This is a genomic window from Flagellimonas sp. HMM57 (genome assembly GCF_021390175.1).
Classification (GTDB): Bacteria; Bacteroidota; Bacteroidia; order Flavobacteriales; family Flavobacteriaceae; genus Flagellimonas.
On the sequence record NZ_CP090004.1, the window covers coordinates 2,169,568 to 2,191,194 of the forward strand.

Below are 21,627 nucleotides of genomic sequence, written 5' to 3' on the forward strand. Positions count from 1 at the left end.
ATGAAGGCAGTTATTGTAGAGGATGAGGAGTTTGCATCAAAAAGACTGGCACAGTTGGTGGAACAGCTTGCACCAGAAATTGAAATAGTCGCTAAAATCAATTCGGTTGAAAGTGGAACGGTATGGTTTAAAAAAAACGACTCTCCCGATTTGATTTTTTTAGATATTCAACTCAATGATGGTTATGGGTTCGATATTTTGGATGGCCTAGAAGAACACCCTCCAGTAATTTTTACCACTGCATATAATGAATTTGCGATTAGGGGCTTTAAATATAATGGAGTGGATTATTTGCTAAAGCCCATTGTTAAGATGGATTTAAAAGTAGCTCTAGAAAAATTCAAAAACAATATCACTAGAAATGGTCATACGCCTACAAATAGTTTAGAACATTTAAAACAACTTTTCCATAAGGAGTACAAACATCGTTTTATGGTCAAAGTGGGAAACCAGTTTAGGTTGTTCAATGTAGAAGATATTGCCTATTTTAAATCCGATGAAGGTTTAATTTGCCTGCATACCCATTTGGCCCAATCTTACCCAATTGAATATACGATAGATCAATTGGAAAATATTTTAAATCCTATTCATTTCTTTAGGGTCAACCGTAAATTTATGGTTTCAGTAAAGGCCGTAACGGAAATACATAGTTATTTTAATAGCCGACTCTTGCTAAAACTGCTGCCAAAAGAAGAGGAACAAGTGATCGTATCAAGGGAACGTACCACCAATTTTAAACGGTGGTTAGATATGTAAAAATCACTTTACCACCGCTGATTCTTGAAACCATTGGTCTTTGCAAATTCGACTGTGGCTACCAAATAGTCTTCTAAATTATACTGGGGCAATGGCAAAATACTTTCCAGTAGCGTAGTATCCCATTCATAGGGTTTTGAGGTCAAATATGGGGTCAGATGTATGCCTATGGTCTCGTAGTAAAACTGTTCCAATGAACTTTCAAATTCAGATGCAGTCGTTATTAGTTCTTGTGTAAGCTTAAAATTTTTAAAGTTGACCGTTTCCAAAATTTTTGAAATACCATTAAAAATATTGGTTCCTTCAGAATTGACAATATTGAGTTGTTGAACATCGGTATCAAATACTTTGGCAATTACCTTGGCTGCGTAATCAGTAGGGATAATATTTAGCTTACTATCAATATTTGCTTGTATCCGTACCGAATCAAGAGAGGTATTACGATAGAAAAACTTTGCGAAAAGATAAAATACCATATACTTTGAAATAAAGAAACTTGGTTTGTCCATAATGTTTCCACCTAAAACACTAGGGCGTAATATTTGAATAGGAATTTCTTTTTTAGCTCCTTCTTTCACCAAATATTTTTCTGCTGCATGTTTAGATGCTTCATAGAAGTTGCGATACTCCTTCTGTTCTACGTTTACGTAATTATCATTCAATAAGCCATCTAATTTGCCAATGGAAAATGCAGTGCTTATATATATAAATTTCTTAAGGTATGTCGAATACGCTTTGAATATGGCTTGGGTAAGTGCAAGATTTTCTCTAAAAATTTCTTCTTCACTATCAGGATTTACGGAAAGATTAACGTAGCCTGCCGAGTGAATAAAGTAATACTTTTTGTTTTCCTCAAGGAATTTGTTTGGTTCCAACAATTCATCCGCATCAATAACGATTATTCTTTTGGAAAGTTCTTCTTTATGTGTTCCAATAAAGCTTGGGGCAGCATTGCTATCGAGCATTTTTGAAATCCTTGCTTCTGGAGAAGTCATTTTTTTCTTGCGTACGATAAGGTATACTTTTTCCAGTACGTTGAGTCTATTTTCAAGCAATGAAAACAGCACTTGAGAACCGAGTGTCCCTGTTGATCCGGTAAGAATGATATTCATTCGAGAACTATTAAAGTTGTAAATATCGCACATAAAAATAAACCCTTGCATACCTGCAAGGGTTTATTGGTTTTATCTGTACTGGATATCCTTTTAAAAGAGAGGATAAATTTACTAATACCTGTAATATTCTGGTTTAAAAGGTCCTTCAACCGTTACACCAATATATTCAGCTTGGTCTTGCTTAAGTTCCGTTAATTCGGCGCCCAAACGTTCCAAATGTAGTTTAGCTACTTTTTCATCAAGATGTTTTGGAAGCATATAGACATCATTTTCATAATTGTCACTATTGTTCCATAATTCAATCTGCGCCAAAGTCTGGTTTGTAAATGAATTACTCATTACAAAACTAGGATGTCCCGTTGCACAACCAAGGTTGACCAATCGACCTTCGGCCAGAATGATAATATCTTTACCATTGATTGTGTATTTATCGACTTGTGGTTTGATTTCGTCTTTGGTATCGCCAAAAGTCCCGTTCAACCAAGCCATATCTATTTCATTGTCAAAATGTCCGATGTTACAGACAATAGCTTTGTCCTTTAAAGCACGGAAATGCTCCTCACGGATAATGTCCTTATTTCCAGTTGTGGTAATTACAATGTCAGCATTACCGATTACAGTTTCCAATTTTTTGACTTCATACCCGTCCATACAAGCTTGCAACGCACATATAGGGTCAATTTCGGTAACGGAAACAATGGCGCCGGCACCTCTAAAAGAAGCAGCCGTTCCTTTTCCTACGTCACCATAACCTGCGACCACAACGCGTTTTCCCGCTAACATGGTATCTGTAGCGCGGCGAATGGCATCCACAGCACTTTCTTTGCACCCGTATTTGTTATCGAATTTTGATTTGGTAACGGAATCGTTCACATTGATTGCCGGCATGGGCAATGTTCCATTTTTAACTCGTTCATACAAACGGTGTACCCCAGTAGTGGTTTCTTCTGAAAGCCCTTTGATACCAGAAGCTAATTCTGGGTATTGATCCAGAACCATATTGGTTAAATCCCCACCATCGTCCAAAATCATATTCAGCGGTTCTCTATCTTCGCCAAAAAACAAGGTTTGCTCAATGCACCAATCAAATTCTTCCTCGTTCATTCCTTTCCAGGCATATACGGGAATTCCAGCTGCAGCAATGGCCGCCGCCGCATGGTCTTGGGTAGAAAATATGTTACAGGAACTCCAAGTTACATCTGCCCCAAGTTCTACCAAAGTTTCAATTAATACTGCAGTTTGAATGGTCATATGCAAACATCCTGCAATACGCGTACCTTTTAAAGGTTGTTCATCTTTATATTCTTTTCGTAATGCCATAAGACCGGGCATTTCGGCTTCGGCAAGGTTAATTTCTTTTCTACCCCAATCCGCTAAAGAAATATCTTTCACTTTATAAGGCACATAGGGAATAGTCTTTGTATTCATAGCTTTATGTAAATTTACTTTTGTAGCTTAGCTTTAACAGCCAGCAAAGGTACAAAATACTTAACTTTTAGTCGTGCCCCTTTACAAAACCATAACAGTCTCGTCCACCACCCAAGTTTTTATTTGGAATGTCACCGAATCTGAAAATGAACTACAGAAAAATATTAGTCTAACGCCACATTGTCAAAAAAGAATGGACGGCATGAAATCCCAAGCGCATCGAAGGGCTTTTCTAAGTATACGACACCTTTTGGCAGAAGCAGGTTATATGGATAGTGACTTATTTTATGATGACTCAGGGAAACCACATTTAAACGACGGAAATCATATTTCTATAACCCACTCACATGACTTTACGGGAATAATAATCAGTACAACGGATGAGGTTGGGATCGATATTGAAAAACAGCGTGACAAAATACTCCGTATCGCACATAAATTTACCCCAATACAGGAATATAGAACATTGGCCAATACCGAAGCTGTTGTACGAAAGTTGACCATAGTTTGGGGCGTCAAAGAATCCCTTTACAAAATCTATGCACAGGGCGGGCTCAGTTTTTTAAAGCATATAGATGTCATGGATTTTGCGTTCGATGATAAAAGAACAGTTGCGAAAATTTCGTATAAAGGACAAAAATCGGACTATGATGTTGCTTTTTTGGAGTTTGAAGGTTTTACCTGTGTATATGCCTTGCGTATGATAGGTGGATAGAATTTCCTTTAGTAGCTTTGCATTAATTTTTTGATTAATGAAAATATCCGTAGAACTTGCACTAACTCCGCTACAAGATGACTTTGAAGCGCCTATCATAGATTTTATCCAAAAACTCAGAGCTTCTGGACTTACTATTTTAGAAAATCCATTGAGTACCCAAGTCTATGGGGAGTATGATGATGTTATGAAAATCCTTCATAAGGAGATAAAAGATACTTTTGAAAATATTGAACACATACTACTTAATATGAAGATTGTAAAATCTGACAGAAGCGGGTATGAGCCACATTTTTGATTGGATTTTTGCCCAATACGAGGGTGTGCCAACACATTTGATCGTGTTAGAGATGATCGGGGTGGTTTTTGGGCTGCTCAGCGTTTGGTACTCCAAGCGTGAGAATATCTTGGTTTTTCCTACGGGCATCATCAGTACAGGAATCTTTGTATATATCCTTTTGGTTTTTGGCCTTTTAGGGGATATGCTCATTAATGCGTATTATTTTGTTATGAGTGTTATAGGGTGGTATCTATGGACTCGTAAAGTTGATGAGAGTCATTTTATTCCCATCACCAAGACCACATTAAAAGAAAAAAAATGGTCGGTACTCCTTTTTATTGGCGCAGTCGTTTTTGTAACCCTGGTTTACGTTTTCTTCGAAAAATTTGATACGTGGACAGCTTATGTGGATACCCTCACTACAGCTATCTTTTTTGTGGGAATGTGGTTGATGGCCAAAAAAAAACTGGAGAACTGGGTCTATTGGATCGTTGGTGACATTGTCACCGTACCCTTATATTGGTATAAAGGACTAATCTTTAGCTCTTTGCTGTATTTTTTATTGACTATAATTGCCATTTACGGTTACAAAGCATGGAAGAAAAACTTGGGCAAGAGCCCTCAAACCTTATTAAAGTAGTTCTTTTTGGTCCTGAGTCTACAGGAAAAACTACGTTGTCACAACAACTAGCAAGGCATTATAATACGGTTTGGGTACCCGAATATGCACGTGAGTACTTACAGGACAAATGGAACAACGAGCGTAAAACCTGTGAACCGCATGATTTATTGCCTATTGCCCAAGGACAAATCCGATTGGAAAATGAATTGACCAAGAAAGCTACAGATTTACTCATTTGTGATACCGATTTATTGGAAACCAAGGTATATTCAGAAGCTTATTATATAGGCCATTGCGACCCGGTTTTGGAGAAGTATGCATTAAAGAATACATATGACCTGTATTTCTTGACTTATATAGATACCCCATGGGAAGCGGACGACCTTAGGGACAAGCCAGATGAAAGAGAAAAAATGTTTGCATATTTTCATGACACATTAAAAAAATACGATCGGAATTTCGTTATCTTGAAAGGAGATAAAAAGACAAGGCTCAAAACCGCAGTAGAACGCATAAATAATCTTTTACAACAATGATCGACTTTAGTCAGCAGGACTTAGAACAACTGAAACAAAAAGGAATTTCCAAGGAAAAAGTAATGGGTCAGATTGAAACATTTAAAGAGGGAATCCCATTTGTAGAATTAAAAAAAGCCGCGGTTGTTTCAGATGGTATTCTTAAGTTTTCTGAAAAAGAAGAAAACGAACTCATCCAATATTTTGAAAACGTTCGTGGCGACTTGGAACTTTTAAAATTTGTACCAGCTTCGGGGGCCGCGTCAAGAATGTTCAAGGCAATGTTCAATTTTTTGGATATCTACGATCCTTCCAAAGAAAAATTATCAGCCTATATTGAAAGAACTGGTGATACAGCGGTCCAAAAGTTTACATCTGAAATGAAAGACTTTCCGTTTTATCATCAAATTATGGATAGAATTTCGGCAAAAGCAAAAAATTCAGATGAAGAAGCCTATCTCTTTGTAAAAGAAATGCTTATGGAAGATGGGCTCAACTATGGGTTTTATCCAAAAGGGCTATTGCCATTTCATAAATACGGTACTGAAAGTGTAACTCCGTTCGAAGAACATTTAAAAGAGGCGGCACTTTATGCAAAAACAGAGGGTAAAGCCAATCTACATTTCACCATATCTGAGCAGCACGATGCTATGTTCAGAAAAGAACATGCACAGGCTGGTCCTAAAATTTCCAAGAAAACAGATACTCAGTTTAGCATTACTTATTCCAATCAAAAACCATCTACGGATACCATTGCCGTAGATATGGAGAATAAACCTTTTAAAAACAATGATGGGTCAATATTGTTTAGACCGGGAGGCCATGGAGCTTTAATAGAAAATTTAAATGATCAAGATGCCGACGTTATTTTTATAAAAAATATTGATAATGTAGTCATTGATGATAACTTACAAGAAGTGGCCGACAGTAAGAAAATGTTGGCGGGTGTTTTAACTAGAGTTCAGGCGAAGGCGTTCGAATATGCTAAAATGCTTGAACACAACAGTATTTCCAATGAACAACTGGATGAAATCAAAATCTTTTTAGAAAACAAGTTGAACGTAAGGTTTCCCAATGATTTAATGAATTTAAATCTAGAAGGGCAAGTAGCTATGGTAAAAGACAAAATCAATTGCCCTATCCGTGTATGTGGAATGGTAAAAAATGAAGGTGAGCCGGGTGGAGGACCTTTTTGGATAAAGGATAGCGAGAATGATGTTTCACTTCAAATTATAGAGTCGGCCCAAATTGATACTTCTAATGAGGAACAAGCAGCCATATTAAAAAACGCAACACATTTTAATCCTGTTGATTTAATATGTGGGGTACGAAACCATAAAGGTGAGAAATATAATCTATTGGACTTTATAGATACAAAACAAGGTTTTATCACAGAAAAGACAAAAGAGGGCAAAGAATTAAAAGCGCTAGAACTTCCAGGGCTTTGGAATGGGGCCATGGCGTATTGGAACACTATTTTTGTAGAAGTGCCATTGGTAACTTTTAATCCAGTTAAAACGGTCAATGATCTTTTAAAACCTACACACCAAGTTTAAAAGTTACATAGTGCTACCCAATTTATAAAGGACCGTTACCTGCTGTAGTAGGTAACGGTCCTTTTTTAATGTGACCAAAATAAAAAAGCAGTGTCTTATAGATAAATTGGAACGGTTCCCAAGTTTGTGATGGAGCTAATTATAAAATATTTAAAACATCTAGATGAGGGTGTCTAGATTTTTTGGTTGATTGATTTGGTAGAAAGGTCGTACACTGTGCGGCCTTTTTATGACAAAGAATCAAAAAAACATGAAATACCCAGAAATTAAAAAATGATCTACAAAATAGTTTTGGCCATCAGTATTCTATCCTTTGTGATATCCGTTTTTTTGGTGGCATCTTATTTGAACAAGGATTATAGAAAAAATAAGGAAAAGTAACTAGGATGATGCTATGCAAACACTAACCTTGTATTGTCCGTTCCCAGTGGTACCTAAAATAATTGTATTCTTTTAGAAAATGGTTATATGGTGCTAGGGAAGTTGAAAAGGCTGCTTTGGCAGCCTTTTTTTGTATAAAAAATACACATGAAGATACTGTTGTATACAAAATTACACAGTATCCTGTTTTTTGAAAATATCATAATCAATTCATTATTAAGCACTTAAATTGAATAGGGCAACAAAGAAAATGTTGGCACTAGATTTTCATATAGATAAGCAAGTTTAATTTTTAAAAACATATATATCATGAGAAAGTTATTTTTTGCAACTGTTTTATCTTTTGTAGGTCTTACAGCAATCGCCCAAGAAGAAACTGCTGAGCTGCAAGCAGACGAAACAACTGTAGTAACTGCAACACAGGATTTTGAGGAAATCAGTGTTTCCGATCTTCCAGAAGCTGTTACAGCAGCTGTGGCAAAGGACTATCCAACGGCTACTGTAAATAAAGCCTATAAAAATGCATCTGAGCAATACAAGTTGGAACTATCATTGGAAGATGGTACTTCTGGAACATTGTATGCCGATGCCGAAGGAAATTGGATAGAAATATAATTACAGTTTTTGATTAATCGTGTTAGGTTAGTTTGGTTAAGGAGAGGTCTGCTTACGTGGGCCTCTCCTTTTTATGATAATTTTACCACGCTCTTAAAGTCCATAACTTTATCCCCGTCGTATATTAGATTAAGGTATGCCCAAAATCTTAATCATTGAGGATGACACAGCTTTTTGCCAAATGCTCCATAAGTTTTTGGCCAAGCATAACTTTGATATTTCTACAAGCTATACAATTACAGATGCCAAACAGAAATTAAAGTCAAGCCTTTTTGATATTATTCTATCCGATGTGCGTTTGCCAGAAGGAGACGGTATAGCATTGCTTTCGAGAATAAAATCTGAATTTCCAAGTACACAGGTAATTTTGATGACCGGTTACGCAGAAGTGAAGACTGCGGTGAGTGCCATGAAAAAAGGGGCATTCGATTATATCTCAAAACCTTTTACCCCAGAAAATATACTCAAGATCATTACGAGCGCCCTCAATACCAAGGCGGCAGTAAAGGAACAACCTGTAAAAACTGAGGATACCAAAAAACAATCCATTGCTTCAACCCAATCAGGGACTATTGTTGGAACCAGTGAAGTATCAAGAAAACTACAGCAGTATATAGATTTGGTGGCCCCAACCAATATGTCGGTTTTGATTACTGGCGAAAGTGGCACCGGCAAAGAAGTTACTGCCAAGGCCATTCACGATAAAAGTAAGCGAAAGGCCAATAACTTTGTCGCCGTAGATTGTGGTGCCATCCCTAAGGAAATCGCGACGAGTGAATTTTTTGGACACGTAAAGGGAAGTTTTACAGGAGCTATTGATGATAAAATGGGTCATTTTGAAGCTGCAAACGGAGGTACGCTCTTTTTAGATGAAATAGGAAACCTTTCCTATGAGAATCAAGTTCAACTGCTTAGGGCGCTTCAAGAAAGAAAGATAAAGCGCGTTGGCAGTACGAAAGAAATTTTTGTTGATGTACGGATTATCACGGCAACCAATGAAAATTTATTGCATGCCGTTGCCGAAGGTAGTTTTAGGGAAGACTTGTACCATCGTCTTAATGAGTTTTCTGTTGAGATACCATCACTAAAGGAGCGTGTTGACGACCTCATGTTATTTGCCAATTACTTTTTGGACAATGCAAATAGGGAACTTGATAAAAATGTAACGGGTTTTTCCGAAGAGGTAAAACATACATTCCATAACTATGCTTGGCCAGGAAACCTACGGGAATTAAAAAATGTAGTCAAGCGTGCTGTTTTATTTACAGAAGGAGATACGGTAAGTTTAAGCTCCATTCCTAATACAGTGGACAATGTAGTCGAGAATTCATCCCAATCCAAATTCTCTAAATCGGACTATGAAAAGGAGAAGATTCTCAATGCTTTGAAGCAAACCAATTTTAACAAGAGCAAGGCTGCCAAACTTTTACAAATCACTAGAAAGACACTCTATAATAAAATTAATCAATATCAACTGGAAGTGTAGGCAAAAAAGCATGAATTGCTGTTTCCAGATTTAAGATTGAAAGTTTCAGTTTTTCAAATCTACGTATTGTTTTTTTGTGCGTGGCATCATAAGAAAGGTGTTCAAGTTTTTCAAGAATAGGAATGGCACTCTCCACTTTTAACTGTCGAAACATGGGCAGCATCTTGTGTGAGATGGATTTTATTTCATCGTAGTTAAGGTTTTCGACCGCAATGGAAAGTCGGTATAAATTATCATGGGTATCCTCTAGAAAGCTTTCTAAAACCTCGTAAACACTTTTGGGACTGTCCAAGAAAGACGAAATAATTTCTAGACTGAACAGTTTTGAATTTGACTGGACCGTATTCTCGTTCAAACTATGTTCTGGGGTATGCTGGTTGCCATAGTCCAGAATGGTATTAAGCGTATTTAAAAGTGCGTCATGGGAAAAAGGTTTAGGTAACACTTCAGAGAACCCATTGTCAAGATAACTCTTCTTGTCAACATTTCTTTGACCTGTCATTGCAACTATGGGTTGATTTTCATAATGCGAAAAATGGCCAGACTTTAATCTTTTGACCACTTCGTACCCATTGACTACGGGCATTTGTATATCGGTCAAAACCACATCATAATGAAAATCATCAAGATGTTCTGCATCTTCAAAATTGGAAAAGACCTTTGCGGGCATATGGTGTATTTTGCATACTTCTTGCAAGAGTTCCAATAACGTTTCATCATCGTCAAAAATGAGTAAGGAAGGCTGATTTTTAAGATTTGAATGTTGTGTGTCCTCGGTGGTAATCTCTGTGTCAGAAAATTTAAGAGGGAGAGAAAGTGTAAATGCACTTCCTTTGTTTTCCTCACTTTCCAGATATAAAGTTCCGCCCAATAAACTTGTCAGTTTTTTGGATATGGTCAATCCAAGACCATATCCACCATACTTCTTTTCTATGGAATCACTTGCTTGGGCAAATTCTTTAAAGATTCGTTCTTGTTGCTCTTTTTTAATTCCTATGCCTGAATCAATGACAGTAATGTTCACTAAAGGACCGCTATCATTTTCTCTTACACGGGCTTTTACTTTTACAAAGCCTTTGTCCGTGAATTTAAAGGCGTTTCCTAACAGATTGGTCAATATTTGGCGCACTCTAAAAGGATCCCCTATTATGGGTTTTTCCAAAGCTTCGGGAATTTCTGATGAAAAGACTATGAATTTTTTATGATAGATGTCTTCAAAACCAGAAGCGGTATCCGCAATTAAATGAGAGAGCAGAAAGGGTACTTTTTCTATCTGTATTTTTCCCGATTCTAATTTTGAAAAATCCAAAAGGTCATTTACCAGGTTATCAACATATTTTGAGGCAGATTTAATATTGCGTACATACTGTTGCTGATTGGTGCCCAAGTTGCTATGCTCCATTAACTCTGTGTAGCCCCCAATAGTATTTAATGGTGTTCTAAGATCATGGCTTACTGTAGAGATTAACTGTTCCCTACTTTTCAATAAAGATTCGGAATATTTCTTTTCCTTTTCCAATTGTTCCCGGTAACGTTGCACTTTCCAAAAATCACGGATAATCAGGAAGGTGAATAACGATACTACGATTAAACCCAAAATAACGGCAATCCCTGTCAAGCGAACACTTCGTTTTAATATTTGTTCCTTGTTGAGATTATCCAGATAGGCATTCATGATGATTTCCTTTTCAAAAGCAGAAATCATACTGCGCAGTTTTTGGGAAAGCTCTAGATCTGCTTTATAAATTTGAAGCTCTTTTCTGATTACGGATCGTTCTATTCTTGCGTTTTCCAATTTGGCACGTTCCAAAAGGGACTTGGATAATTGCAATAAGGAGTCTATGTCTGCCGTGGGGGCATTGTCCTTATCTTCGGATGGAATATTCTTGTTGAGAATGGCCACAACTTTTTTTATGGAATTTTGGGTCTCCGGAGACAGTTGTTCAAAATTTGGAGCAAAAGTCTCTGGGGTTATTCTTCCCATGTCCACTTCCATTTTATTGAACTTTTTCAACAAGGAATCAATGGGCGCGCTTTTGGTATTTCTGACTTTTAAATTTCTAAGTTCTGCATTATTGTATACTTTCTGTTGCAGTAGTTTTTGAACACTGTCCAGTTTTACTATCTGATTATCGTTGGTAGTCAAGAGTTTTAGGCTATCGATAGAATTGAATATCGTATCCACCTTTTGGGCATAGGCCGTTAGATTTCCTCTTTCTTTGGTTTGTAGTGCCAGCTTTGATAAGTTTTCGGCTTCGTACAGTTCGGTCAACAAGGAGTTGGTTTTTAATAATTTGATATTATCCTCCTCTTTACTCTGTGAAGCGTTATAATCCTGGAATTCCGAATAAACGAAAAAGGCAGCCAAAAACGCCAACACACCTAAGACTAGATAGCTGGTAATTATTTTAAATGTAAATCTCCTTTTGGATTTGGGGTACATAACAAGCGCTCTACCATCTATATACGGGAAAGAATAGGTGTGTGGGTCGTTTTTAAAAGTTAATTAACGTCATTTTTGCTATGAAAAGTGAATATGGCGAATTACATTTGCCCCATCTCAAAGGGGTGCTTAAACCTCGAACTTGAATTGGGCAGGTCCTAAAACAAGTTCAGGACAAGCTGAGATTATACCCAAAGAACCTGGGCGGGTAATGCCGCCAAGGGATAGAAGAGCGTTTAAGAGTAGGCGTCATTCTGAATTTATTTCAGAATGCATAAAAACTCCTTGGGTCGCTCAAAAAAATCAAGTATTAACAAGGAATAATGGCCCCTTTTATTCGTAAAATTTTTTACGGATGAAACCATTCTATTCAAATTTTTATGAAGAAGCCATCAAACGCAAAGATGGTTCAATGCGACGGTCAAAAAATGAAAAGAGACATCGTATTAAAACAATGTTCGCTGCTTTTGTCAGCTGTGGATTGGCACTTTCAGCCAGTGCACAGGAAAAGCCCAAAGACTCTTTGGAAGGGAAAAAAATCAATCTTGATGAAGTTGTAGTCTCTGCATCGCGGGCTACCGACAAGATTCCGGTGACATTTACCAACATTGACAGGGAAGAAATCCAGAAAGTAAATTTAGGCCAGGATATTCCTGTATTGTTGAATTATATGCCCTCGGTGGTCTCCACTACATTTGATGGCACTGGAATAGGTCCTACCGATTTTCGAATTCGAGGTGCCGACAACTCTCGTATCAATGTAACGATCAATGGAATTCCGTACAACGATGCCGATAGCCAGACTACTTTTTTTGTTAACCTTCAGGATTTTGCATCATCTATCGAAAACATCCAAATTCAACGAGGCGTGGGAACATCCACGAACGGGGCAGGTGCTTTTGGGGCAAGTGTCAATATTTTGACGGACAATTACTCAGAAGAAGCTTTTGGGCAGTTATCCAATAGCTTTGGCAGTTTCAATTCTAGGAAACATTCCGTTCGTTTTAGCACTGGATTGCTGAACGACCATTTTGCCTTTTCGGGAAGACTTTCCAGAATTAAATCGGATGGTTATATCGACCGTGCCTTTTCAGATTTAAGGTCCTATTTTTTAGATGGGGTATATAAAGATGAAAATACCTTGATAAAAGCGGTAGTTTTTGGAGGTGAAGAAATTACAGGATTATCGTTTTTTGGTCTGAATGCTGCTGGAATCGAAGAAAATAGAACCTTTAATAATGACGGTCTTTACCTTGATTCTGATGGTAATGTGCAGTTCTACGATAGACAGACCGATAACTACAAACAAGACCATTATCAATTGCATATTACCCAGCAATTTGACGAGAACTGGACAGGGAACATATCGCTCCACTATACAAAAGGGCGTGGGTTTTTTGAGCAATACATAGAATCGGACCCTAGTTTTTTTAATGGAGATTTAGCCTTCTACAGACTGCCAAATTTTGAATCTAATGGCGAAACAATAGAACGTTCGGACTTGGTCACGGAACGTTTTTTGAACAGTGACTTTTACGGCACCGTATTTAGTTTGAACTACAAAGACTCCAAATGGGATGCAGTCTTTGGTGGAGGGTTCAATCGTTATGATGGTGAACAATTTGGCGAGATTACTGCAGCCGAATTTGCACAATTGCCCAGTATTCCCTTCCGTTTTTATGAAAATGGTAGCGATAAAAGAGATTTCAATGTGTACGCAAAAGCTACCTATCAACTTAATGAACAATTTTCGTTGTTTGGCGATTTGCAAATAAGAACAATTGATTACGAAGCTTCAGGAGCGCTGTTCGACCCAAGTGGTGCATTGAACGTAGATGAAAATTTCTCATTCTTCAATCCAAAAACCGGAATAACTTATAAGCCAAATAATCAAAACAGTATCTATTTCTCTTATGCGCGGGCGAATCGCGAACCAGCACGTGTAGATTTTGAAACGGGTACCCCAGAACCTGAAAGCTTGAATGATTTTGAATTGGGATGGCGTTATGTCTCACCAAATTTTCAATTGAATACCAATGCATACTATCTAGATTTTAAGAATCAGTTGGTATTGACGGGAGAATTGGATGAGGTAGGTTTTCCAATTCGCCAGAACAGTGGTCAGAGCTATCGTTTAGGTTTGGAAATCGATGCCAATTTTACATGGGATAAATTCAGTATTCGACCAAATTTGGCGGTCAGTACCAATAAAAACCAAGATTTTTTGGTTGAAGCTGATACCGATGGTTTTACCAATTTAGGCAATACCAACATTTCGTTCTCACCAGAGATTATTGCAGGAAATATTTTTACGTACAATGCTTCAGATAGCTTTAGTGCAAGTTTGTATTCTAAATATGTAGGAGAGCAATTTATGACTAATACGGATTCTAATGCCATAGACGCTTATTTTGTGAATGATGTGAACGTACAATATACGTTAGCGAACATTTCAATTTTAAAATCGATAGTATTTACAGGACAAGTGAACAATATTTTTGATTTGGAATATGAAAATAATGGTTATGTGTTTTTTGGGGAATCATTTTTCTATCCACAGGCAGGTATCAATTTTCTATTAGGAGCAACTTTAAACTTTTAAAATATGGATAAGCTGAAAATAGTATTGGATTGGACTGCAAATACAAACCATACAGGTTTTTATGTGGCACAGGAAAGAGGTTTTTATCACGGGCACGGAATTGATTTGGAGATAAATACACCAGAAGCAGACGATTATAGCAAAACACCTGCTAAAAAAGTAGAACTGGGAGAAGCTGATTTAGCACTTTGTCCTTTTGAGAGTGTTTTGAGCTACAATACCAAAAAAGAAAGGTTTGACGCTGTAGCTATTGCTACAATTTTTAGAGAAGATATTAGTGCAATAACTGTTTTACAGGAAAGTAAGATAAACACACCTAAAGATTTAGATGGAAAAGTTTATGCTTCCTATAAGGCTCGTTACGAAGATGAGATAGTGAAACAGATGATACGGAATGATGGCGGCATGGGCGATATTAAAATTGAATACCCAAAACGATTGGGTATTTGGGACACGCTCATAAACGGTTCTTTGGATGCTACTTGGATTTTTACGAATTGGGAAGGGGTCCATGCGAAAACCAAAGGGATTAAACTACGAAACTTCAAAATGGGAGATTATGGAATTCCTTATGGCTATTCTCCTGTTATTTTGGCAAGTAGAAGCAGAATCGATAGCAATAAAAAATGTTATAAAGATTTTCTTAGTGCAACAAAGCAAGGCTTTTTATACGCTATAGAGCATCCGCAATATGCAGCGGATTGCATTAAGCCCCATATAGCCAAGAGCGATGCCGATATCGACCTGTTGGAAAGTCAAAAGCTTTCGAATAAATTTTATGGTAACGAAAACAATTGGGGGATTATGGAGCCGGAAAAGGTGGATTTATTCTTAAATTGGTTGTACGATTCAAATCTTGAAACAGCTGGATTGCTTTATGAAGATTTAGTGTTTTCTAACCTGCTGCAGTAGTTAAAAAATAGAACATATGGACAAGGACAATTCAAGACCATTGCGGTGGGGAATTATAGGCTGTGGAGATGTTACCGAAGTAAAAAGCGGTCCACCCTATCAGCTAACGGATGGTTTTGAATTGTCTATGGTGATGCGACGTAATGCAGAAAAGGCAGCGGATTATGCCAAAAGACATGAGGTGCCGCTCTGGACGACCAAGGCGAGTGAGGTCATTGAAAACCCTGAAATAGATGCCATTTATATAGCTACACCACCAGACACCCATAAATTGTATGGTCTTCAAGTGGCAGCAGCTGGAAAACCTTGTTGTATTGAGAAACCTATGGCGCCCAGCTACGCAGATAGTCTTGAGATATATAATGCCTTCAAAAAAAAAGAAATCCCACTTTTTATTGCCTATTATCGCCGTTCCCTACCTAGGTTTACCAAAATAAAAGAGTGGTTGGATAAAGGCTTTATTGGAGATGTGCGCCACATTCGTTGGTACAAGAGTAGAACACCAAGCGAACTGGATTTAAGCGGAACATACAACTGGCGTACCGACGCAAAAGTTGCTCCAGCTGGTTATTTTGATGATTTGGCAAGCCATGGTCTTGATTTGTTCATCTATTTGTTGGGTGATATAAAAGATGCAAAGGGTTTTGCCGTGAACCAACAAGGATTATATTCGGCCAAAGATGCGGTTACGGGCAGTTGGCTCCATGAAAATGGAATAACCGGAGAAGGCAGTTGGATTTTTGGGGCCAATAAACAAAGGGACATCGTTGAGATTTTTGGTTCTAAGGGAGAAATACGGTTTTCAGTATTGAACGAAGCACCATTGGAACTCATTAGTCTTGAAAATAAGGAATCTCTACATATTGAACACCCTAAGCATATGCACCAATACCATGTGGAAAATATGCAAAAGCATCTTTTTGAAGAAATACAACACCCCTCAACAGGAGAAACAGGACTGCATACCAGTTGGGTGATGGACAAAATCTTGGGGAATTTGAAATAGAAAGGTACACTCCTAAAAGAACATGGAAAATTTTTGGTTTTTGTATTAAGACATAAATTTGTTTTTTCACCTAACACCTAACACCTAACACCTAACACCTAACACCTAACACCTAACACCTAACACCTAACACCTAACACCTAACACCTAACACCTAACACCTAACACCTAACACCTAACACCTAACACCTAACACCTAACACCTAACACCTAACACCTAACACCTAACACCTAACACCTAACACTAGTTAGAGATGGTTACGATGTTTCCACTTTGTGTGGCCCTATAAAAAAGGAGGTCGTAATAGCGATTTCCATCGTCTGGTCTGTCCAGTTGTTGTCCGGTAAAAAGATTATAGGTGTAATCTTCACAGGAACAGACTACATTTTGCCCGTCAATGGTCATGGTAGAACAATTATTGGGTGTATGATTGGGACAGCTTGCTTCAAAAGCTACATAAGTATCCAATCCAGATTTGATGACAAAAGCACCTCGTGTACCAACTCCACTATTTCCTACGTAAACGGGATTGCCAATATTGTTTAAATCGTTATAGAGCGGTAGATTCAAATTTAATTCAAACCTAAAATTCACCTCTTGGAGAAAAGGATTTCGATTGGTGCTATCAGAATTGCATGAAACTGAAAAAATCAATAAAATAAAGCCCCAGAAGTACCTCATAGTGTGAATTTCAAAACATTACTTCAGCAAATTTGGGCAAAAATTACCTATATTTGCGTTAAATCCTCGATAAAAATCCTATGCAAGTCATAGAGGTGTTCGAGGATTTTTTGTATTTACAACGATAAAGCGCATTGGGAAAATTTTTGATTTTCTCCAGTGTTCTTTTGCATTAAATTACAATGATATGAGTAAAGTATCTTATTATACAGAAGAAGGATTAAAAAAATTGAGGGAGGAACTCAATTATCTAAAGGATGTTGAGCGTCCCAAGGCTTCACAGGCCATTGGTGAAGCTAGAGATAAAGGAGATTTATCTGAAAATGCGGAATATGATGCTGCAAAAGAAGCGCAAGGACTTTTAGAAATGAAAATCTCTAAAATGGAAGAAACATTGGCCAACGCAAGACTTATTGATGAATCACAACTGGATACATCAAAGGTTTTGGTACTGTCTACAGTTAAACTGAAAAACCAAACCAATGGGATGGAAATGAAATATACATTGGTTGCAGAAAGCGAAGCAGATTTAAAAAGCGGTAAAATATCGGTCACTTCCCCAATCGGAAAAGGATTGTTGGGAAAATCTGTTGGCGAAGTTGCGGAAATCACCGTTCCCAATGGAACGTTAAAGTTCGATATTTTGGAGATTACACGAGATTAGCAGGTACTAATTCGTTATATTTAATCCTGTCGCTCGACAGGATTTTTTATTTAAAACCAAACCAAGCATGCCAAGTATTTTTACCAAAATCATCGACAGAGAGATTCCCTGCTACAAAATAGCAGAGGACGAAGATAATTTTGCTTTCCTTGATATTAACCCTAATTCAAAAGGTCACACCCTCTGCATACCCAAAACAGAGGTGGACAAGCTATTGGATTTGGATGAAGCTTCTTATTTGAGTTTAATGCGCTTCTCAAGAAAAGTAGGTAAGGCGATTGAATCTGCGGTACCATGCGAACGTGTAGGGATGACGATTATCGGTTTGGAAGTTCCACATGTTCATGTACACCTTATCCCATTGCACAGCATGAAGAACGCCACGTTTCAACATAAAGAAAAACTGGAGCCTGAGGAGTTTATAGCTATTGCCGAGAAAATAAGGGAAAAGCTTAACTAACACCTTCCAAATAAAAATAAACGCCTGCCGATACGCCACAAATTGCCAATACAAGAATGATAAAGAAGAGCGTGGTAAACCGTACCGAAGTCTTATCGGGAGTAACTAGTTTATTATAGTACTCGAATACCCGCTCAATGTCCGTAGTCCAGTTTACGGGATAAATAACGGAATAACATTTCTTGCATTTTATCTCATGGGTTACCTCGTCGGTGGTTTTATGATAAAATGCATTATAGGTGTGTTTTTGGTAAAAGGTGATCTTCAGCTCTTGGTTGAAGCATTCTGGGCAGTTGTTGGTGATGTCAGCGTCTTTGATTGCAATCTTTTTTTCCTTTGCCATAGCGTATTAAATAGTTGCCCGTAGTGAAATTTGCATGATTGTTCCTTCTTTGCTTGACGAAAGTACTTTAATTTTTCCTTTGTGATATTCCTCCACAATTCTCTTTACGAGGGAAAGCCCTAATCCCCAGCCTCTTTTCTTGGATGTTACACCAGGATTAAAAATGCTTTGAAAATTACTTTTTGGAATACCGTGTCCTGTATCCGAAACCAAAATATTTACGTATTGGCCCTTTTTTTCAATTTGAATAGTGATGTTCCCTCTCCCTTTCATAGCATCTATACCATTCTTAACGAGATTTTCTATGCTCCAATTGTACAAAGGGGGATTTAAAAGCACCGGTACTTCATCAATTTCGGAGCTAAAAGCAAAATGGACAAGTTTTGAGCTTCTTCGTTTTAAATATTCATAGGCTTTTTCAGTTTCGGCGACAATATCATGTGCTTCCAAATCTGGAATGGAACCAATCTTGGAAAAGCGGTCCGTTATGGTTTCCAATCGGGTAATATCCTTCGCAATCTCTTTGGTAATGTCTGGATTGATATTTTCAGACTTTAGGAGTTCGTTCCATCCCAGAAGCGAAGTTAAGGGCGTCCCAATCTGATGTGCCGTCTCCTTTGCCATCCCTGCCCAAAGTTTATTTTGTTCGGAAGCCTTGTTGGTCTTAAAGAAGAAGAAAATGACCGTTCCAAAAAGAAAGATGATCAAAAGTAGAGCCAGAGGATAATACTTCAGCTTATTTAAGACCTCGGAATTTCCATAATATAGGGTTTCCAACAGCTCCCCCTCCTGAATAATATGGATAGGCTCGTTCTCGCTTTCGAATTGCCTTATTTTTTTCTTGATGTAAATACTGTCCGCTGCTTTTTCAAAAGGTATGTTATGCGTTTTTATAGACCCCTCTTCATTTACCAAAATCATTGGAGTGGACGTATTGTTGCCCATCACTTTTAAAGTAAGGTTTCCTAATTCTTGGTCTACCGAGGATTGGATGAGCTCCAATTGGGCGGTCGCCCAAATTTCCATCTTCAACCGCTCTTCCTCTTTAAAATTCTTAAAAAAACTGTTGGTGTTCCAAAGTATAAGGCTTACAATGACAAACGCCGAAATCAATAAAATGATGTTGTAGGCCTTTTTCCTTGGGTTAATGTTCATTTTTGTTGCAATTGGGATTAAAGATAGCGGAAAATGTAAAAATATGTTGATACTTCGTTACTTAGGATGGTTTTTATTAGGACTCATTTTATGTATTTTTGGCACTTATAGAAAAGTAGAAAAATGGAAGTTCAAGGAAGAATCAAAATGATAGATGAAACCAAAACCTATGGCAATAATGGTTTCAGAAAAAGAGAATTGGTAGTTACTACAGAAGAGCAGTACCCTCAGCATATTTTAGTGGAGTTTGTCCAGGATAAATGCGATTTGCTCAACAATTATAGTGTTGGACAAATGGTAAAAGTGAGTATAAATTTAAGAGGGAGAGAGTGGGTGAATCCACAAGGGGAAACCAAATATTTTAATTCTGTACAGGGTTGGCGTATTGAGAACCTTCAAGAAGAGACAGGTGGCGAGAACATACCGCCCGTACCGCCTATGGAAGCTTTTGAACCTGCGGATGATCTTAACGAGGGTGACCACGACGATTTGCCTTTCTAGCATACTTTGGGTCTAACCAAAGGTATAACGTTGATTTTTAGAAGGTTTTTACCTTCCCCGTTTACAATTGCGGTATTTCTTACGTTCCTTACCGTTGTTTTGGCGCTGGTTTTTACTGAAAACACTTCAGATAGGAATCATTTTGTTCAAATTTTATTGTATTGGGAAAACGGGATATGGAACAATGGCCTGTTGGTGTTTGCCTATCAGATGATGCTCATTTTGGTGTTGGGGCACGTGTTGGTATTGAGCAGACCCATGGAACGGTTGATTTTAAGAATCACCAAGCTTGTAAGAAATACTTCCAATGCAGCTGTTCTGGTTGCTTTGCCCACGATGTTGGTCTCATTTTTTAATTGGGGACTCGGTCTTATTTTTGGGGCTATTTTGGCCCGTAAGATTGGTGAATATGCCCAAGCGAACAATATTCCTATTAATTACCCTTTAGTAGGTGCTTCTGGCTATGTTGGGATGATGGTTTGGCATGGAGGAATAAGCGGTTCCGCTCCAATAAAAGTTTCCGAATCGGGTCATCTGGATAGTTTAATGGGAACTATCTCCGATGGCGGAATATTGGCACAGTTGCCTGAAACAATTTCTACCTCGTTTACTGTTTTTAGCTATTGGAACCTTATTCTGTTTGGAGTTGTTGTGCTTGCTGTAAGTATTTTAGTTTACTATTTGGGCAAAAGAACAACCCCTACAAAGTTCGATTTAAAAGAATATAGATTTACTTCCACTGCAAAAAGTAATCTAAAAGGAGCTGAAAAACTGGACCATTCAAAAATAGCTGCCATAAGTTTTGGCACTTTAATTTTGTTGGCCTTTCTACTTCAGTATTTGCCAGCTTTACGAAGCCTGAACATTACCCCTAACTTACTTAATTTTTTTATGCTTGGCCTAGCGATTGTATTGCATGGTAACTTCAGAAGCTTTTTAAGTGCGGTAGAAGAAGCAATTGGTGATACCGCGGGAATCTTGATTCAATTTCCACTATATTTTGGTATCATGGGCATTATGGGCAGTAGTGGAATGATTACGAGCATTTCTGATTTTTTTGTGTCCATAAGTACAGAAACAACAATGCCCATCTTTACTTTTTTTAGTGCGGGATTGGTCAATATTTTTGTTCCTAGTGGGGGAGGGCAATGGGCTATCCAAGGACCATTGGTCCTTGAGTCTGCATTAAAAATGGATGTGCCACTGCCAAAAGCTATAATGGCATTGGCCTATGGTGATCAAATTACGAACATGTTACAACCTTTTTGGGCTTTGCCACTTTTGGGCATTACCAGGTTAAAAGCCAAAGAAATTCTACCCTACACCCTAGTTTTTATGTTGATTGGAAGTCTTGTTTACATAGGGGGACTTCTTATTTTTTAGTCTCTTT

Annotated in this window: 21 protein-coding genes and 1 riboswitch; of the genes, 15 read left to right on the forward strand and 6 right to left on the reverse strand. The window is 37.8% G+C overall.

What is annotated here, in order from left to right; translation table 11 throughout:
• On the forward strand, positions 1-756 hold the full coding sequence (locus LV716_RS09600) for a LytTR family DNA-binding domain-containing protein (RefSeq protein WP_163417521.1): 756 nt from the start codon (positions 1-3) through the stop codon (positions 754-756).
• 8 nt (positions 757-764) lie between these two features.
• On the opposite strand, the gene LV716_RS09605 is transcribed toward LV716_RS09600, so the two are convergent.
• Positions 765-1,868: an SDR family oxidoreductase gene (locus LV716_RS09605; RefSeq protein WP_163417522.1), complete on the reverse strand. Its 1,104-nt coding sequence runs from the start codon at positions 1,866-1,868 to the stop codon at positions 765-767.
• Between the two features lie 114 nt (positions 1,869-1,982).
• Positions 1,983-3,299: an adenosylhomocysteinase gene (gene ahcY, locus LV716_RS09610; protein WP_163417523.1), complete on the reverse strand. Its 1,317-nt coding sequence runs from the start codon at positions 3,297-3,299 to the stop codon at positions 1,983-1,985.
• A gap of 73 nt (positions 3,300-3,372) precedes the next feature.
• Here ahcY and LV716_RS09615 point away from each other — a divergent pair, with 73 nt between their 5' ends.
• From LV716_RS09615 to LV716_RS09645, 7 genes are all read left to right on the forward strand, one after another.
• A complete protein-coding gene (locus LV716_RS09615; RefSeq protein ID WP_163417524.1) occupies positions 3,373-4,014 on the forward strand; it encodes a 4'-phosphopantetheinyl transferase superfamily protein in 642 nt (213 codons plus the stop codon).
• 37 nt (positions 4,015-4,051) lie between these two features.
• The gene (locus LV716_RS09620; RefSeq protein ID WP_163417525.1) at positions 4,052-4,312 is read left to right on the forward strand and encodes a YkoF family thiamine/hydroxymethylpyrimidine-binding protein; all 261 of its coding nucleotides are present in this window, start codon (positions 4,052-4,054) and stop codon (positions 4,310-4,312) included.
• Positions 4,296-4,934: a nicotinamide riboside transporter PnuC gene (pnuC, locus tag LV716_RS09625; RefSeq protein WP_163417526.1), complete on the forward strand. Its 639-nt coding sequence runs from the start codon at positions 4,296-4,298 to the stop codon at positions 4,932-4,934. Before LV716_RS09620 ends, pnuC begins: the two co-directional genes overlap by 17 nt.
• Positions 4,889-5,452 carry an AAA family ATPase gene (locus tag LV716_RS09630; protein WP_163417527.1) on the forward strand — a complete coding sequence of 188 codons (564 nt, stop codon included), beginning with the start codon at positions 4,889-4,891 and terminating at the stop codon, positions 5,450-5,452. Before pnuC ends, LV716_RS09630 begins: the two co-directional genes overlap by 46 nt.
• Positions 5,449-6,987: a DUF4301 family protein gene (locus LV716_RS09635; RefSeq protein ID WP_163417528.1), complete on the forward strand. Its 1,539-nt coding sequence runs from the start codon at positions 5,449-5,451 to the stop codon at positions 6,985-6,987. Before LV716_RS09630 ends, LV716_RS09635 begins: the two co-directional genes overlap by 4 nt.
• A gap of 690 nt (positions 6,988-7,677) precedes the next feature.
• Positions 7,678-7,983, forward strand: a complete 306-nt coding sequence (locus LV716_RS09640) for a hypothetical protein (protein ID WP_112377660.1) — start codon at positions 7,678-7,680, stop codon at positions 7,981-7,983.
• Positions 7,984-8,119: 136 nt separating this feature from the next.
• Positions 8,120-9,469 (forward strand): sigma-54 dependent transcriptional regulator, encoded by a 1,350-nt coding sequence (locus LV716_RS09645; protein ID WP_163417529.1) that lies wholly within the window; start codon positions 8,120-8,122, stop codon positions 9,467-9,469.
• Here LV716_RS09645 and LV716_RS09650 read toward each other — a convergent pair.
• Positions 9,444-11,912 (reverse strand): ATP-binding protein, encoded by a 2,469-nt coding sequence (locus LV716_RS09650; protein WP_163417530.1) that lies wholly within the window; start codon positions 11,910-11,912, stop codon positions 9,444-9,446. The genes LV716_RS09645 and LV716_RS09650 overlap by 26 nt on opposite strands.
• A 111-nt stretch (positions 11,913-12,023) precedes the next feature.
• A riboswitch (TPP riboswitch) is annotated at positions 12,024-12,154 on the forward strand.
• Positions 12,155-12,267: 113 nt separating this feature from the next.
• Between LV716_RS09650 and LV716_RS09655 the strand changes: the two genes are divergently transcribed.
• Genes LV716_RS09655 through LV716_RS09665 form a run of 3 tightly spaced genes read left to right on the forward strand, consistent with a single transcriptional unit; the run spans position 12,268 to position 16,432 of the window.
• Entirely contained in the window at positions 12,268-14,514 is a 2,247-nt protein-coding gene (locus LV716_RS09655) for a TonB-dependent receptor (RefSeq protein WP_163417531.1), read from the forward strand.
• A gap of 3 nt (positions 14,515-14,517) precedes the next feature.
• Positions 14,518-15,426, forward strand: a complete 909-nt coding sequence (locus LV716_RS09660) for an ABC transporter substrate-binding protein (protein WP_163417532.1) — start codon at positions 14,518-14,520, stop codon at positions 15,424-15,426.
• 16 nt (positions 15,427-15,442) lie between these two features.
• Entirely contained in the window at positions 15,443-16,432 is a 990-nt protein-coding gene (locus LV716_RS09665; protein WP_163417533.1) for a Gfo/Idh/MocA family protein, read from the forward strand.
• A gap of 244 nt (positions 16,433-16,676) precedes the next feature.
• Here LV716_RS09665 and LV716_RS09670 read toward each other — a convergent pair whose 3' ends face one another.
• A complete protein-coding gene (locus LV716_RS09670; protein ID WP_163417534.1) occupies positions 16,677-17,114 on the reverse strand; it encodes a hypothetical protein in 438 nt (145 codons plus the stop codon).
• A 187-nt stretch (positions 17,115-17,301) separates the two neighbouring features.
• On the opposite strand from LV716_RS09670, the gene greA reads away from it, so the two are divergent.
• Together greA and LV716_RS09680 are read left to right on the forward strand one after the other, a co-directional pair.
• On the forward strand, positions 17,302-17,778 hold the full coding sequence (greA, locus tag LV716_RS09675) for a transcription elongation factor GreA (protein WP_163417535.1): 477 nt from the start codon (positions 17,302-17,304) through the stop codon (positions 17,776-17,778).
• A 67-nt stretch (positions 17,779-17,845) separates the two neighbouring features.
• Positions 17,846-18,238 (forward strand): HIT family protein, encoded by a 393-nt coding sequence (locus LV716_RS09680; protein ID WP_163417536.1) that lies wholly within the window; start codon positions 17,846-17,848, stop codon positions 18,236-18,238.
• Here LV716_RS09680 and LV716_RS09685 read toward each other — a convergent pair.
• Together LV716_RS09685 and LV716_RS09690 are read right to left on the reverse strand one after the other, a co-directional pair.
• Positions 18,231-18,581, reverse strand: coding sequence for a hypothetical protein (locus LV716_RS09685; RefSeq protein WP_163417537.1), 351 nt, complete (start codon positions 18,579-18,581; stop codon positions 18,231-18,233). The genes LV716_RS09680 and LV716_RS09685 overlap by 8 nt on opposite strands.
• Positions 18,582-18,587: 6 nt before the next feature.
• Complete coding sequence (locus tag LV716_RS09690) at positions 18,588-19,736, reverse strand: PAS domain-containing sensor histidine kinase (protein WP_163417538.1); 1,149 nt, start codon at positions 19,734-19,736, stop codon at positions 18,588-18,590.
• A gap of 123 nt (positions 19,737-19,859) precedes the next feature.
• On the opposite strand from LV716_RS09690, the gene LV716_RS09695 reads away from it, so the two are divergent.
• Complete coding sequence (locus tag LV716_RS09695; protein ID WP_163417539.1) at positions 19,860-20,237, forward strand: DUF3127 domain-containing protein; 378 nt, start codon at positions 19,860-19,862, stop codon at positions 20,235-20,237.
• Between the two features lie 30 nt (positions 20,238-20,267).
• Positions 20,268-21,620, forward strand: a complete 1,353-nt coding sequence (locus LV716_RS09700) for a short-chain fatty acid transporter (RefSeq protein WP_233759098.1) — start codon at positions 20,268-20,270, stop codon at positions 21,618-21,620.
• The last annotated feature ends 7 nt before the right edge of the window (positions 21,621-21,627 follow it).